This window comes from Parathalassolituus penaei (assembly GCF_026626885.1).
Classification (GTDB): Bacteria; Pseudomonadota; Gammaproteobacteria; order Pseudomonadales; family Oceanobacteraceae; genus Oceanobacter; species Oceanobacter penaei.
The window spans coordinates 172,404-187,650 of sequence record NZ_JAPNOA010000020.1 but is presented as its reverse complement, the minus strand read 5'-3'; the positions used below and the strand labels follow the sequence as shown (position 1 = coordinate 187,650).

At 56.2% G+C, this 15,247-nt stretch carries 14 protein-coding genes and 1 rRNA gene; 6 read left to right on the top strand and 9 right to left on the bottom strand.

Translation table 11 applies throughout. The annotated features are described in order from the left end of the window. Both OUO13_RS07750 and tyrS read right to left on the bottom strand, forming a co-directional pair. A 16S ribosomal RNA gene (locus tag OUO13_RS07750) occupies positions 1-88 on the bottom strand; the annotation flags it as partial. A gap of 394 nt (positions 89-482) precedes the next feature. Further along, positions 483-1,784, bottom strand: coding sequence for a tyrosine--tRNA ligase (gene tyrS / locus OUO13_RS07745; protein ID WP_283173296.1), 1,302 nt, complete (start codon positions 1,782-1,784; stop codon positions 483-485). Positions 1,785-2,141: 357 nt separating this feature from the next. Here tyrS and OUO13_RS07740 point away from each other — a divergent pair, with 357 nt between their 5' ends. Further along, positions 2,142-3,278 (top strand): peptidoglycan DD-metalloendopeptidase family protein, encoded by a 1,137-nt coding sequence (locus OUO13_RS07740; protein WP_283173295.1) that lies wholly within the window; start codon positions 2,142-2,144, stop codon positions 3,276-3,278. Next, on the top strand, positions 3,278-4,369 hold the full coding sequence (locus OUO13_RS07735) for an anhydro-N-acetylmuramic acid kinase (RefSeq protein WP_283173294.1): 1,092 nt from the start codon (positions 3,278-3,280) through the stop codon (positions 4,367-4,369). Before OUO13_RS07740 ends, OUO13_RS07735 begins: the two co-directional genes overlap by 1 nt. Positions 4,370-4,384: 15 nt before the next feature. Here OUO13_RS07735 and OUO13_RS07730 read toward each other — a convergent pair whose 3' ends face one another. The 5 genes from OUO13_RS07730 to argC all read right to left on the bottom strand — a co-directional run bounded on the left by OUO13_RS07730 (position 4,385) and on the right by argC (position 7,552). Beyond that, positions 4,385-4,774, bottom strand: coding sequence for a DsrE family protein (locus OUO13_RS07730; protein ID WP_283173293.1), 390 nt, complete (start codon positions 4,772-4,774; stop codon positions 4,385-4,387). A 139-nt stretch (positions 4,775-4,913) separates the two neighbouring features. After that, positions 4,914-5,261: an iron-sulfur cluster insertion protein ErpA gene (gene erpA / locus OUO13_RS07725; protein WP_283173292.1), complete on the bottom strand. Its 348-nt coding sequence runs from the start codon at positions 5,259-5,261 to the stop codon at positions 4,914-4,916. Positions 5,262-5,319: 58 nt separating this feature from the next. Next, a complete protein-coding gene (locus OUO13_RS07720; RefSeq protein ID WP_283173291.1) occupies positions 5,320-5,748 on the bottom strand; it encodes a bactofilin family protein in 429 nt (142 codons plus the stop codon). A 9-nt stretch (positions 5,749-5,757) separates the two neighbouring features. Then, entirely contained in the window at positions 5,758-6,501 is a 744-nt protein-coding gene (locus OUO13_RS07715; protein WP_283173290.1) for a DUF6776 family protein, read from the bottom strand. 19 nt (positions 6,502-6,520) lie between these two features. Further along, entirely contained in the window at positions 6,521-7,552 is a 1,032-nt protein-coding gene (gene argC / locus OUO13_RS07710; RefSeq protein WP_283173289.1) for an N-acetyl-gamma-glutamyl-phosphate reductase, read from the bottom strand. A gap of 119 nt (positions 7,553-7,671) precedes the next feature. On the opposite strand from argC, the gene OUO13_RS07705 reads away from it, so the two are divergent. The 4 genes from OUO13_RS07705 (at position 7,672) to OUO13_RS07690 (ending at position 11,895) form a co-directional block, all read left to right on the top strand. Beyond that, complete coding sequence (locus OUO13_RS07705) at positions 7,672-9,438, top strand: chloride channel protein (protein WP_283173288.1); 1,767 nt, start codon at positions 7,672-7,674, stop codon at positions 9,436-9,438. 15 nt (positions 9,439-9,453) lie between these two features. Then, complete coding sequence (gene hemJ, locus OUO13_RS07700; protein WP_283173287.1) at positions 9,454-9,879, top strand: protoporphyrinogen oxidase HemJ; 426 nt, start codon at positions 9,454-9,456, stop codon at positions 9,877-9,879. A 103-nt stretch (positions 9,880-9,982) separates the two neighbouring features. Further along, positions 9,983-11,278, top strand: a complete 1,296-nt coding sequence (hemL, locus tag OUO13_RS07695) for a glutamate-1-semialdehyde 2,1-aminomutase (protein WP_283173286.1) — start codon at positions 9,983-9,985, stop codon at positions 11,276-11,278. After that, positions 11,278-11,895, top strand: a complete 618-nt coding sequence (locus tag OUO13_RS07690; protein WP_283173285.1) for a hypothetical protein — start codon at positions 11,278-11,280, stop codon at positions 11,893-11,895. Before hemL ends, OUO13_RS07690 begins: the two co-directional genes overlap by 1 nt. Positions 11,896-12,057: 162 nt before the next feature. Here the strand turns inward: OUO13_RS07690 and OUO13_RS07685 are convergent, their stop codons facing one another. Then, positions 12,058-12,669 carry a tetratricopeptide repeat protein gene (locus OUO13_RS07685; protein WP_283173284.1) on the bottom strand — a complete coding sequence of 204 codons (612 nt, stop codon included), beginning with the start codon at positions 12,667-12,669 and terminating at the stop codon, positions 12,058-12,060. 49 nt (positions 12,670-12,718) lie between these two features. Further along, the gene (gene mrcB, locus OUO13_RS07680; protein ID WP_283173283.1) at positions 12,719-15,199 is read right to left on the bottom strand and encodes a penicillin-binding protein 1B; all 2,481 of its coding nucleotides are present in this window, start codon (positions 15,197-15,199) and stop codon (positions 12,719-12,721) included. Positions 15,200-15,247 lie beyond the last annotated feature (48 nt).

Below are 15,247 nucleotides of genomic sequence, written 5' to 3'. Positions count from 1 at the left end.
AGCACCCGAAGGCCTGCTACCGCTCGACTTGCATGTGTTAAGCCTGCCGCCAGCGTTCAATCTGAGCCATGATCAAACTCTTCAGTTCAAAGTGTTTCGAGTGAAAAAATTCACTCTAAATCTTGATCAGTAAAAAACTGACAATAAATGAATTATCGACAGAGTCTTACCTGATAATCTGTGACTTAAGACCATCGTGGTAAGCACCCACACGTAATTGTCTAAATACATTGTTAAAGAGCGGCGATTCAATTTATCGTTGAATCGGGTTGCGCATTATACTCTTTCGAATTTTCATGTCAACCATTTTTTTCACTCAGATTTCAGCGCTTGTTTTCGCTTCGTCTTTGTGGGGGCGCATTCTACCGAATCATTCGTGACTGTCAACCCCTTTTTTCTTAAGCTTTACTGCGTTGCAGTTTTGCTCTCGAATGGCCGCGCATTATAAGGATCCTTCCGAGCGCGTCAACACTTTTTTCAAATTATTTTTTAACTTCAAACAGGTGGTACTTTTTCTTGCCCATACGAACCAGGAAGAAGCGACCAAACATGGCTTTGTCGGCAGCAAAGCACTCTGCGGTTTTCATGTTGTCATCAGCACCAGCGGCATAACCGTTAATAATGACTGCGTTACGGCTCAGTGCGTCTTTTACTTCCCGGCCAGCTTTCGCCATACCGCAATCCGCCAACAGTGTGGTCAGCGGAACTTCAGTAAGAGCAGACAGATCCAGATCTCCGGATGGCAGGCCATCCAGTTTGATTTGCTCCAGTTCGGTTTCGGTCAGTGCCGCAACGTCACCGGAGAACAGTGCTTCTGTAATACGACGGGCGGACTGCAATGCCTCTTCACCGTGTACAAGACGAGTAACTTCTTCAGCCAGAATCGGCTGGGCAGTCTTGCGACCTTCAATACTGGCATCGTGCGCTTCGATTTCGTCGATACGCTCAGGAGTCAGGAAGGTGAAATAACGCAGGAACTTGTAAACGTCTGCATCTGCTGTGTTCATCCAGAATTGGTAGAAAGCATATGGAGAGGTTTTGCTGGCATCGAGCCAGATGGTACCGGATTCGGTTTTACCGAATTTGGTGCCGTCAGACTTGGTTACCAGTGGCAAAGTCAGACCAAATACTTGCTGGCTGTACATACGACGGGCGAGATCAACACCACCCACGATGTTACCCCACTGGTCCGAACCACCGATCTGCAGTGTGCAGGCACGCTGGTTAGCCAACTCGGCAAAGTCGTAGGACTGCAGCAACATGTAAGTGAACTCGGTGAAAGAGATACCAGAACCTTCACGTTCGATACGCTGTTTCACAGATTCTTTTTGAATCATGTTGTTTACTGAGAAGTGCTTGCCGACGTCGCGCAAAAAATCCAGCACGCTCATGGAACCAACCCAATCCAGGTTGTTCACAACAAGCCCGCTGTTATCGCCACAATCGAAGTCCACAAAAGCAGACACCTGGGCTTTGATCTTGTCGACCCAGCCAGCAACCACTTCAGGTCCGTTGAGCTTGCGCTCCTGAGCCTTGAAGCTCGGATCACCAATCAGACCGGTGGCGCCGCCAACCAGAGCGATTGGACGATGACCTGCCATCTGGAAGCGTTTGAGGGTAAGCAGCGGAACAAGACTGCCAATGTGAAGGCTGTCGGCGGTCGGATCAAAGCCGCAATAGAGAGTACGAATGCCAGACTCAAGGTGCTGAACCAGTTCTTCTTCAGCAGTGCTCTGGTTTACCAGGCCTCTCGCTTTCAAATCTTTGATCAATTTGGCTGTCATAACGTACTCAGGTATTGTCCAATGAATAAGAGGGCCGAAAATACCTGATCAATGTGCAAAATCAAGCTCACTGGTTAAAATGCCCGCGGCTCTCACCTGAGCTGTACGCAGTTTCCATAACTCAGGAACGTTGACTTAGACATGGCTCAGTCCACCAGACTACAATTTTTCCCTGCCACTCACCTGGCAGGTGTTGCTATTACACTTATTGTTCTTGTACTTGTTCTGTTCTGGCCTGGTGCGAAAACTCCTCACAAAATTCATGAGACTCTGGTTCTGCCAGGGCAAGAAACAACCACGCCTGCTGACAACAAGGCACAAGTGCCTGTAGCGGCAACAACAGCCAAACCGGCGCCTGTGGAAAAAGATCCGTGGGAAGAAGATTCCATTCGTTCCGGTGGCAGTCTGTCATCAATGTTCAGCCGTAATCAGCTGAGTGCGGCGGATATTATCGAAATTGCCGCAGTTGTCCCGAAGGACAGTCTGCGCCTGCGCCCTGATCAGAAAGTTCGCTGGATTCGAACGGGTGATAACCATATCCAGCAGATGGAAGTCGAAGTTTCTCCTCTGACCAAACACCGCATCGTTCGCAACGAAGAAGGCAAGCTGGCTTACCAGCTGATCCAGCGTGACGCTGAACACCTGCCACGTTTTGCCGAAGCCCGCATCGAGAACTCCATGTTCCTGGATGGTGAGCGCGCCGGTATCCCGGAAAGCACCCTGATTGAAATTGCCAACATCTTTGGCTGGGACATCGACTTTGCCCAGGATATCCGCAAGGGCGACGAAATGAGTGTGCTGTATGAAGAAATATTCCTGGATGGTGAAAAGATTGGTACTGGCGACATTCTGGGGGTGCGTTTCCGCAACCAGGGTCAGCTGTATTCTGCCATTCGTTATGAAGACAAAAGCGGCAATGTGAATTATTACACCCCGGAAGGCATGAGTATGCGCAAGGCGTTCCTGCGTAACCCGATCGATTTCTTCCGTATCAGCTCGCGCTTCAGTCTTGGCCGTAAGCACCCGATTCTGAACACCATCCGTGCTCACAAAGGCACTGACTACGCAGCCCCGATTGGTACACCGGTGAAAGCCGCTGGTAACGGCAAGGTAACCTTTGCTGGCCGTAAGAATGGTTTTGGTAACGTCGTTGTTATCCAGCACAACAGCCGTTACGAAACCCTGTATGCACACCTGAACGCATTTGCCCGTGATATTCGTGCCGGTCGCTCCGTCAAACAAAGCCAGGTAATTGGTTACGTCGGTATGACAGGTCTGGCGACTGGCCCTCACCTGCACTACGAATTCCATGTTGACGGCGTGCAGCGTGACTCCCTGACTCTGAAGCTGCCAATGGCTGAACCGATTGCCGCCAATGAAAAAGCGACCTTTCTGAAACGTTCAAAAGAAATTACCCAGCAGATGGATCAGTTGTCCGTCAGTCCGGTTGCCAGCACTCCAGCCCCGGCGCCAGACGCCCAGCCGGCCGGCTGATGATGGACGTTGAGCGTTATATTGGTCTGATGTCCGGCACCAGCGCTGACGCTATGGACGCAGCGCTGGTGCGATTCGATCAGGATCAGCTCAGCGTTGAAGCGTTTGTATCCTGCCCCTACAGCCCCGAGTTCACCGCCACGTTGCGCTCCGCAGCCGTGGCCGCCCAGCTCGCTCCGGAAGATGTAATGACTCTGGAGCGCGAGATCGCCGAACGGGCAGCCGAAGCTGCTCTGGCCGTTCTGAACGCAGCCAACCTGCCTGCGACGGCTATTCGCGCGATTGGCAGCCACGGCCATACTCTGCGCCATCAGCCACAGCCCCCGGTTGCCAGCTGGCAAATCGGTGATCCGGGCCGCATCGCCGAACTGACAGCCATCTGTTGTGTTGCCGATTTTCGCCGCCGCGACATCGCTGCCGGTGGTCAGGGTGCACCGCTGGTGCCGGCTTTCCATGCCCGTTACCTAGGCAATCAGCAGATTCCACGTATGGTGCTGAATATCGGCGGTATCGCCAATATCACGGTGATCCGGGGAGAAAATACCATCGGTTTCGATTGTGGCCCTGGTAATGCGTTGATGGATGAATGGTGCCAGCGGTATCTGGCGCAACCCTGTGACATAGATGGCGCTCTGGCCCGCTCCGGTACTGTGATCGAATCACTGTTGAGCCAATGGCTTGAACACGACTATTTCCGCTGTGAGCCACCCAAAAGCACCGGTCGTGAGCTGTTCCGGCTGGAGAATATGAACATTGATCACACCACCTCCCACGAGGATGTTCTGGCGACCCTGACGGAACTGACCGCCCGTTCGATCCTGTTATCCATCCAGAACTGGGGACATGCCTCTGGAGAGGTGCTGGTCTGTGGTGGTGGGATTCGTAATCGCTGGTTGCTGGAGCGTCTGCAACAACTGCTGCCCGCTCATCGGGTGATCAGCAGTGCGGAAGCCGGTATTGCTCCGGATTGTATGGAAGCGGTGGCGTTTGCGTGGCTGGCTCGCCAGACATTACTGGGGCTGCCCGGTAACCAGCCATCGGTAACCGGCGCATCAGGCTTGCGTATTCTGGGTGGGATTTATCCGGCCTGAACGGCCAGCAGAGCTTCAGAAGTCGGTGTAACCGGATTCCTGCAAGCGACGAACTTCATCCGGGCCGTAAGGCACAGAATCGAGAAACGCAGGCAGATCACTTTCCTGCAGATTGTGCTCACGCAACCAGGTGGCACAGACCTTGAGATCCACCACACGATAGGCTTCCAGCGACGCTGCCAGATCGACTATTTCGCGGTTTTCACCATAACGCTGGTGCTCAAACAGGCGGATTTCATCGCCGTACAGAATAAACGCCACCGGCTCACGATCCGGATAACCGTTCTCCTGCGATTCATTCACCAGTTGTTCTGCCCGCCGCAACACCTTCAGCAACTCCGCCGCAGAGTGCAACTCCAGCACAGCCTTGTATCGAGGACCAACCACACCGGGAGACGGAGACAACAGCGCCGGCTCATAATCGGCCGGGCTCAGAAGATCAGATGAAGCAGGATCGGCCTGGCAGAACGTTGCCATACAGGCAACGGCCAGAACCTGAAGAGAAAACTGAAAACAATTCGTCCGACTGATCATGCGCATCCGATCAGATGGAGAAGGAGGAGCCACAACCACAGGTGGAAGTGGCAGCCGGGTTACTCACCACAAAACGGGCGCCTTCAAGACCTTCCTGGTAGTCCAGTACTGAACCAGACAGATAACCAAAGCTCAGGGAATCGACCAGCACCCGCACACCATCACGGTTGAGCAGGGTATCGTCGTCATCACGGTCATCATCAAAGGTGAAACCGTACTGGAAGCCGGAGCAGCCACCACCGGTTACAAACACACGCAGGCACAGCTCGTCGTCCGCTTCCTCTGCAAGGAGTTCGCGGATGCGGGCTTCGGCAGCAGCCGTCAGTTCAATAGGATCGGCAGATTGCACAGCAGTCATGGTTGCTCAACACAAAAATAGACAGATACGCGATTATGCGATTACCCGACTTTTTCAGTCAACTTTTTACCTTGTCAGAAACGACTTCCAAGGCAGGCTTGGCGTGAGCCTGGGCTTCCTTGCTCTGGTGATGCAACTGACCGTTCACAGCAGCACCCAAAACCATTTCCATCAGGTTGTAATACACATCACCGGTTACCTGAGCACTTTTGGCTAGCTCGATATATTCGTAAGCATGTACATCCCCCAGCACCGGACCATTGATGATCACGTTAGGGGAACGGATTTCACCTTCGATACGGCCCTTGTCACTGACACGTACCACGGCACCGCTACCTGGCTCGGCAATCAGGTTGCCACGGATGACACCATCGACATGCAGGCCACCGGAGAAATGAACGTCACCTGCAATTTCGGTACGAGCTGAAATCAGGGTGTCGTAGTGAGTATTGCCACTCTTGTCTTTGCTGTCTTTGGCGCTGAACATCGTATTTCCTTAAGTTGGCCAATCAATGGACTGTTCAATCTTGCGACCGCCCTTGCCAGACGCCTGGACGGATACTTCTACCTTGGTTGGCACAAAGCCATCCGGCAGCTGTAATTCACCCGTCAGTTCCTGGAAGTAACGGAAGCGGAATGCCGCTCCGGCATCGTTCACCTGTTTGTCGAGACGGCCGAGGGCAAAGGATGCTTCCTTGCCTTTCTGCAGCCCGACCACACGCATGTTTACCGTACCGGCCACATAACCGGCGTTGTCCACCACCTGACTGAGCAGCACGGAGTAACGGGCACGCTGGTTTTGCAGTGGACGAATTTCCACCTTGCTCAGACTCAGGCCTTTTTCAACGCCCTCATCTTCCACCATGATGCCGCGGTAAAAACGCACTTCTTCCTGCAGACCGGTTACCCGGGAGCGCAGATCACGAATGGTTTCGCGTACGTCTTCAGCCGCCACACGATCAACCTCACCCCCTTTCTGGAGGATACCCACCTGTTGGGTGAGGTCGGCGATGGTCTGTTCATTTTCATCCAGCAGGCTGCGCAGTTCATCGCGCTCGGCGGTAAGACTGTCGACCATGCCGACACTGCCGTACATCCCGCCGGCAAAGCCGCCAAATCCGACAGCCACCAGCGCAATCACCGTCAGCAAACGCTGACGGGTGCGTTGTTCAGGCTGGAAAGTGGTAATCACCAGATCATCCTGGCGACTCCCCTTTACTGTCCCTTTTACAATTGCCATACCGGATACCGCCCGTTAATCAGGGCATCAGCGCCACGTGGTTCAGACCAGTGGTTTCGTCCAGACCAAACATCAGGTTCATGTTCTGTACGGCCTGACCGGAAGCACCTTTCACCAGGTTGTCGATTACCGACAACACCACGATCTGGCCGGTAGCGGCATGACGGTGAACGGCGATACGGCACATGTTGCTGCCTTTTACAGAACGGGTAGCCGGGTGGCTGCCTGCTGGCATCACATCCACAAATGGTTCGTTGGCGTAACGGGCTTCGTACAGCGCCTGCAGATCGGCTTCCAGACCTGGCGCAAATGCGTACAGGGTAGCGTGGATACCGCGAATCATCGGAGTCAGGTGCGGAATGAAGGTCAGGCCCACATCCTTGCCAGCCGCCCAGCCCAGACCCTGACGAATTTCCGGCAGGTGACGGTGGCCTTTCACGGCATACGCCATCAGGGATTCGCTGGCTTCACACAGCAGGGAACCCACGCTGGCACCACGACCGGCACCACTTACACCGGATTTGCAGTCAGCGATCAGAACCTGTTCTGGCAGCAGATTGTTTTCCAGCAGCGGCAGGAAACCCAGCTGTACAGCGGTCGGGTAACAGCCAGGAACGGCGATCAGGCGTGCGCCCTTGATCTCATCACGTTTCAGTTCTGGCAGGCCGTAAACGGCTTCCGGCAGGATGTCACGGGCGCCGTGTGGCTGGCCGTACCATTTTTCCCACTCGTCAGCGTCCTTGATACGGAAGTCTGCAGACAGGTCGATAACACGAGTACCAGACTTCAGAATGTCGCCAGCCAGCGAGTGTGCAACACCGTGTGGAGTGGCGAAGAACACCACGTCACAGGCCGCCAGCTTGTCAGCATCCGGTACACTGAAGCGCAGATCGGTGTGACCGCGCAGGTTCGGGTACATGTCAGCAACGCGAACACCTTCCTCACTACGGGAAGTAATAACGCTCAGCTCTGCTTCTGGATGGTTAACCAGGATGCGCAGCAGCTCAACGCCTGTGTAGCCTGTTCCTCCGACGATACCTACCTTGATCACACCGACACCTCAAAATTGCAATTGGCCACCATCGGTGGGGGCAGCCGTTCCCAAAGGCGCTTATAATACCGCTTCTGGATTTCCCTTCCACCGCAGCAACCAATCAAGGACTCCGATTGTTGGTAAAACTTCCCAACCCGCCGCCGTGGCTACAGCAGCTGATCCTCTCCGACAGCCAGCTGGGGCTGGCTTTGCTGGCGCTGCTGGCCGGTCTGGCATCCGGTATTGTGATTACCCTGTTCCGCCTTGCCATCGAATGGCCACTCATCCTGTTTCTGCCCATGACATCGGCAGAAAGCTTCGAAACATTGTCACCGATGTTGCGTACCGGCATGTTGATCTGCGGTGGCCTAGCCCTGATCCTGCTGTTTTCGCGCCGCAACGAGGAAGGCCGCAGCGTCGGTGTCACCCATGTACTGATCCGTATGGAGCGCCATCAAGGCTATCTGCCATCCAGCAACCTGCTGCTGCAGTGGCTGGCCGCCGTCATCGCCCTGCTCAGTGGTCACAGCATTGGTCGTGAAGGCCCGGCGATTCACCTCGGCGCAGGCACCGCCAGCCAGATCGGCCAGTTCACCGGCCTCGCGCACCATCGGTTGCGGATTCTCGCCGGTGCCGGTGTTGCCAGTGCGATCTCGGCATCGTTCAACACCCCGATTGCCGGGGTGATTTTTGCGATGGAAGTGGTGTTGCTGGAATACAGCACCCGCAGTTTTATCCCCATCATGCTGGCGTCGGTGGCGGGAGCCATTGTCAGCCGCGCCATTTTTGGCAATACCCCGGCATTTGATGTGCCACCACTGTCGATGCACTCGCTGCTGGAATTACCCGCCGTGCTGATTCTGGCGTTTGCGGCCGGTGGTCTGGCAGCGGCGTTTATCTGGACCGTACGTTATCTACAGCGTCTGAATCGGCTGCCACTGTGGGCTCGCTGGGGTTCCCTGACCCTCACCACGGCGGCCATCAGCTGGTATCTGCCGGACATCATGGGCACCGGTTACGACACCGTAAACGCTGCCCTGTCGGGCAACGTGGTCGCGGGTGTATTTGTCATGGTGCTGCTGGCCAAGCTGTTGCTGGCCTCGTGGGCAGCCGCGATCCGTTTTCCGGCCGGTCTGATCGGCCCGGTACTGTTTATTGGTGCCATGCTGGGGGCCTTGATTGGTGATGCCATGTCTACCACCTTCAGTGAACGCGGCCTTGAAACCGGCTTTTACGTGATGCTGGGGATGGGAGCCATGATGGGCGCGGTGCTGGGTGCTCCGCTGGCGGCGCTGATGGCATTACTGGAGCTGACCGCCAACCCGAACCTGATCATGCCCGGTATGCTGGCGATTGTGATTGCCACTCTGGTAGTCAGCGAAGGATTCCGGCTGCCGTCGGTGTTTGAAGTACAACTCGGTGGCAACCAGCTGTATCAGACCCCGGACCCGGTACTGCTGATGTTGCGCAACACCTGGGTGGCCGATGCCATGACCCGTGCAGTTGCCACGGTTGAACGCCATCTCGATGCCCAGCTTGCACGCCAGTTACTGGAAGGCCATACCGAATGGTTATTGCTGGAACAGGAGCAGATTCTGGTGCCAATGGCCGCCGTTGCTGAAGCCCTGAGCCAATTACCGGCCCCGGATGATGCCCTGTCGGAACCGGTCCACAGCATTGATCTGCTGTCGATTCCCGGGAGTCGTGCGGCGATTCAGCGCATCCCGCTGAAGGCCAACCTGCAGGACGCCCTCGATCAGATGCAGGCGCGTGACATTCAATGGCTGGGCGTTTATCGTCGCCCCTCCACCAGCAAACGAGGCCCTGGCAACTGTCTCGGACTGGTGTCTCGCGACATGATCGAACGTTTCTATCGCTACCAGCCACGTAATGCACGTCCGTAACCAACAGGAACCGATATGCTCTGGGTCAAAGCCTTCCACATCATCGCCGTGATCACCTGGTTTGCCGGGATTTTTTATCTGCCACGCCTGTATGTGTACCACGCCGCCGCTGAAGATCAGGTCTCCCGCGACCGTTTCAAGATCATGGAACGCAAGCTGTACCGCGGCATCATGTGGCCGTCCATGCTGGTTGTGCTGGCACTGGGCAGCTGGCTGATCAGCTTTAACCCGCAGTATTACCTGATCGACACCCACTGGATGCACGCCAAGCTGACGCTGGTTGCCCTGCTGGTTGGTTATCACCTGTATTGCGGCAAACTGAACCGTCTGTTTGCGGCCGACCAGAACACCCGTGGTCACGTCTGGTATCGCTGGTTTAATGAAATCCCGGTGTTCATCCTGATCGCCGTGGTGATTCTGGTGGTAGTGCGTCCATTTTGATCGTCCGCCCGTTTTAAAACGCAGCAGATATCCACTGTCTGTTGTCTGACGCAGGGTTCACGCCCTGCGTGTCAGGAATTCTGAAATCCACAGGAAAATGCATATGTCTTACAGCACATCCAAATCCCAGGCCCTGTTTGAATCAGCCCAGCAACACATTCCCGGTGGTGTGAACTCCCCGGTACGTGCGTTCAAAGGTGTGGGTGGCACTCCGATTTTCTTCGAAAAAGCCAAAGGTGCTTACGTGTATGACGTCGACGGTAACCGCTACGTTGACTACGTTGGCTCCTGGGGCCCGATGATTCTGGGTCACAGCGCCCCGCAGATTATCGATGCCATCCGCGACCGTATGGAACTGGGTCTGAGCTTTGGCGCGCCAACCGCAATCGAAAGCGAAATGGCCAGCGAAGTGTGCAAGCTGATCCCGTCCATGGACATGGTGCGTATGGTCAACTCCGGCACCGAAGCCACCATGAGTGCCATCCGTCTGGCCCGTGGTTACACCGGCCGCGACAAGATGGTGAAGTTTGAAGGCTGCTACCACGGTCACTCCGACTCCCTGCTGGTCAAAGCCGGTTCCGGCATGCTGACCCTGGGTGTTCCGACCTCTCCGGGCGTACCCGCCAGCGTGGCTGAACACACCATTACCCTGAACTACAACGACCTCGATCACGTTCGTGAGTGTTTCGCACAGATGGGCGACCAGATCGCCTGTGTGATCATCGAGCCAGTAGCGGGCAACATGAATTGCATTCCGCCAAGCAAATCATTCCTGCAGGGGCTGCGTGAGCTGTGTGACGTACATGGCATCGTGCTGATTTTCGACGAAGTCATGAGCGGTTTCCGTGTCGCCCTGGGTGGCGCCCAGGCTCACTACGGCATCGTTCCGGACATGACCTGTCTGGGCAAGGTCATTGGTGGTGGTCTGCCAGTGGGGGCTTTTGGTGGCAAGCGCGCCATCATGGAAAAACTGGCACCTCTGGGCCCGGTATATCAGGCCGGTACCCTGTCCGGTAACCCGCTGGCGATGGCGGCTGGTCTGGCCATGCTGAAAGAAATCCAGAAACCGGGTGTATATGAACAGCTGAACGCTCGTGTTGACCGTATGCTGGCTGGTTTCAAGGCCGCCGCTGACAAACACGGTATCCCGTTCACCTACAACAAGGCCGGTTCCATGTTTGGCCTGTTCTTCACCGAACTGGAGAAAGTCGAGAACTACCAGCACGTGCTGCAGCAGTGTGATGCCCAGCGTTTTGGCAAGTTCTTCCACGGCATGCTGGAACAGGGCGTGTACCTGGCTCCGTCAGCGTTTGAAGCCGGTTTTATGTCCTTCGCTCATACCGAAGACGACATCGACTTCACCATCGCCGCGGCCGACAAGGTTATGGCGTCACTGTAATGCTGATCATTGCCGATCTGCTGTTACTGGCCAGCAGCCTGCTGCTGGCTGTGAGCAATCGTCCGGCGGCGCGTGGCCAGCAATGGCCAGGCTCCGCTGCCGCCCGTTTTGCAGCGGCACTGATGATTGTCGGTTACGCGGTGGCCAGCCTGCTGTATCACAGCATGCATGATCACGAGATCGCCCAGTCCGAACTACTGATGCGTCAGCTCGCCATGTATGCGGCACTGCCGATGCTGGTGTGCACCCATCTGGCGGAACGGTTGCGTTATCACTTTACCCGCCAGACCTGGGGCCGGATTTTCCTGGGCTGGTGTGTGGTGTTTGAACTGGGCCGTCGCTCCGGCGTGCTGGAGTGGGTCCTGCTGGCTACTCTGGTGGTCGGCGGAACGGCGCTGATGTTGCCATTCCTGCTGCGTCAGACCGAACGCCTGACGGATTTCAGCCGTCAGCAGCGCTTCTGGTTCCTGACCTTTCCGCCTATGTGCTGGATTATCCTGCACCTGGCACCGTCAAATGTGCTGCACAGTGGCCTGACTTCTCTGTGGTTGGCGATCCTGCTGGGACTGCTGATGCTGGCCCAACCTGTCTCTTACCGCATGGCGGCAGCAGACTGACCATATATGGCCAGGGCACTCTGAAATGCGCCACACAGCTCTGCTCAAGTACCGCTGACTCGTATTATCGATTTGTATTGTCTGTAATACCAAACAACACCGGGGCGCAATTGGTATTGCCCCGGAGTTGTTGTGATCAGAACAGATCAGCCCGTCCGCTTATCAGCCAATCAGCAGGGACGGATCAAGACGAGCCGCTTCACGCCGTACCGAATCCGCTTCGCTGTCACGTCCCAGATGCTGCAAACAATCACTGCGCAACAACAGGATACGAGCCGTCAGACTGTTATCGGTACTGAACATTCGCGCCCGCTGCAGCAACTGCTCGGCTTCCGAATAACGCTCGGTCTGCGCCAACACCCAGCCCTGACGATACAGAACATCCGCATTACGTGGCTGAATCTGGCGCGCCTGATCCAGCCAGGTCAATGTCGCCGACCAGTTTTGCTGCTGACGAGACTGTTCGGCTTTTTGTAACAGCGATTGGATCGCTGGATGGTGATTACCCTGATCCAGACTGACCAGCAGCGCGTCATTCCACTCCGGCAATACTTCCGGCGCTTCCAGCTGTACCGGCTCTACCACCGTAGCGGGCACGGCCTGCGCAGTGTTATCCACCCGGCTGTAACTGTCGTTGGCCAGCGGTGGTTTGGGTGATGGCAGCGAAGGTCTGGTCACCATCGAGTCCGACGAAGTTCGTACTGCCGCCGGGGCACAACCGGTGACCAGCAGGGCCAGAGCCAGCATGGCTCCGGTTACAGTCAGTCTGTTCATATTCTCTCCAGCAATCCGTGATACCGCCTTTATGCGGTGATCACCGATATTATTCAACCTGACGCATCAGCCATTCGAGCAAACCGGATTCGGTATCCTGGGTTGTACGACACGGCTGGGCATTGCCATCTACCCGCTCAGGCGGGAACGGATACAGGGTACCAATACAGCCTTCACCAAGCTGATTGCCCTGGGCATCCACCACCACCTGAACCATCTGCGCCTGCGGTGGCAGAGGATCAACACCGGCCTTGGCAAACGTATCCATCCAGATTGGCAGCGCCGCACCGGCACCGGCAAATGGCATGGTCTGGTTGTCGTCACGGCCGACCCAGATCACCCCGAGGTGACGGTTATCAAAACCGGCAAACCAGGCGTCACGCTGGTCATCACTGGTACCGGTTTTACCGGCCAGCGGCCCCGGCAGACGGGTCAGCAGCTTGCGAGCGGTACCACGTTCCACTACCTGTTCCAGACCATAACGCAGCCAGGCGACGTTCATCGGGTCTACCACCTGCTCACCACTGGCGGCATACGACGACAGGGTCTGGCCCTGTTGGGTGGTCACACCTTCAACGGTGCGCATCGGCATCCGGAAGCCCTGGGCAGCCAAAGGCTGGTACATGGCCGCCACCTGCAACGGTGACAGTTCCAACGAACCCAGCAACAGCGACGGATACGGCTTGATGTCTTCGGTCACACCCAGCGAGCGGAACTCGGCCACCACATTATCCAGGCCCACACGCAGACCCATACGGGCGGTCGACAGGTTATAGGAGCCTGCCAAGGCATCCACCATCGGCACCACACCATGACTCTTGCGATCGTAGTTCTGTGGTGTCCACACCGGAGCACCCGGCATTTCGACCCGCAGCGGACTGTCATCCAGCGGCGAACCCCAGTTGAAACGGCCACTTTCCAGTGCCGCCAGATACACCACCGGTTTGGCCAGCGAGCCAATCGGACGACGGGCATTCACCGCACGGTTAAAGCCGAAATAGCCCGGACGACGGGAACCCAGCAGCGCCCGTACTTCACCACCATCAATACTGGTAATGACCGCGGCGGTTTCGAGCTGATCCGTCAGGTTGGCACGACCTTTTTCCAGCGCCGCCAGTTGTGCGGTTGCTGCGGCTTCAAGGCTGTTCTGAATCCACGGGTCGAGCGTGGTAAAGATGTTCAGGCCTTCGTTTTCGAGGTCTTCCTGTTTGTAGTCTTCTTTCAACTGGGCTTTTACCAGCTCCAGGAATGCCGGGTACTCACGCTGGCCCGCCCGTTTGCTGTCGGAGGTGGTCAGTGGCCGTTTGATGGCTTGCTGGTACTGGTCCTCGGTGATCACACCGTTATCCCGCATCAGGGTAAGCACCAGATCACGGCGTTCCTGCGCCCGTTGCGGGTGTTTTTTCGGGTTGTAATAGGATGCACCTTTCACCAGCCCCACCAGCGTGGCCATTTCGCCAACATCCAGCTCACTCATGGGTTTGCCAAAGTAGAAACGCGAGGCCAACGCAAAACCGTGAATCGCCCGACGTCCGGACTGCCCAAGGTACACCTCGTTGATATAGGACTGCAGGATGTCACCCTTGGAGTAATGCAACTCCATCAGGATCGCCATCATGGCTTCACGGCCTTTACGCGCCAGCGAACGCTCTTCACTCAGATAGAAGTTTTTCACCAGCTGCTGGGTCAGGGTTGAACCACCCTGTACAAAGGAACCCGCTTCGACGTTGGCCATCATGGCGCGGGCAATACCACGCAGGGAAATACCCCAGTGGTTAAAGAAGTCCTTGTCTTCGGTTACCACCAGCGCACCCAGCAACTCCGACGGCACCTGATCGAGTTTCACCAGTTCGCGGTCTTCGTTATGGGCCGGAAAAATCCCGCCGATGTATTGAGGCTCCAGACGCACCAAGGCCTGATCGGCACCGTCAACCCACAAGCGATCAACCCGACCACCATTCAGCGTCAGCTCCACCCGATGGGCTGGCTCCGGGCCATCCCAGAACACAAAGTCACGGCGATAAATGGTCCAGCGATCACCAACCCGCTCAAACGTCCCAGGACGAGGTGAACCACCCACCGGGTGATAATCGGTCCATTGCAGTTCAGCTCCCAGCTGTTCACTGCTGAGCAGCTGGCCCGGATACAGCTGCAGCGGACGGGCATATACCCGCGCTGGCAGCGTCCATTTGCGGCCTTCAAACTGCTCACGCATCTGCGAGTCGAGATAAACCAGCGATGCCGCCAGAATCACCGCACCGAGAATCCCCAGCCGGATCATCCACATCAGCAGCGAGCCGAACCAGCCCAGCGAGCGTGGCGGTTTGCTGCCACCACCACCGGACGAACGCTTGCGGCCCGTGCCGGTTTTTTTGGCCGGTGGTTTGGGGGTGGAACGCGGGGTACTGGCTGGCCGACCATCGGGGTTATTACCCCAGGCAGCATCAGGATCAGATTTTGGTTTGCGCGGCTTGCCAGAAGCAGCCGCCATCAGAAGCCGGGATACCGACCATAATCCGGAAAAAGGCATATATTTCAGGGAACCAGGGTTGGATTCACACGGGAGTCTAACGGGATA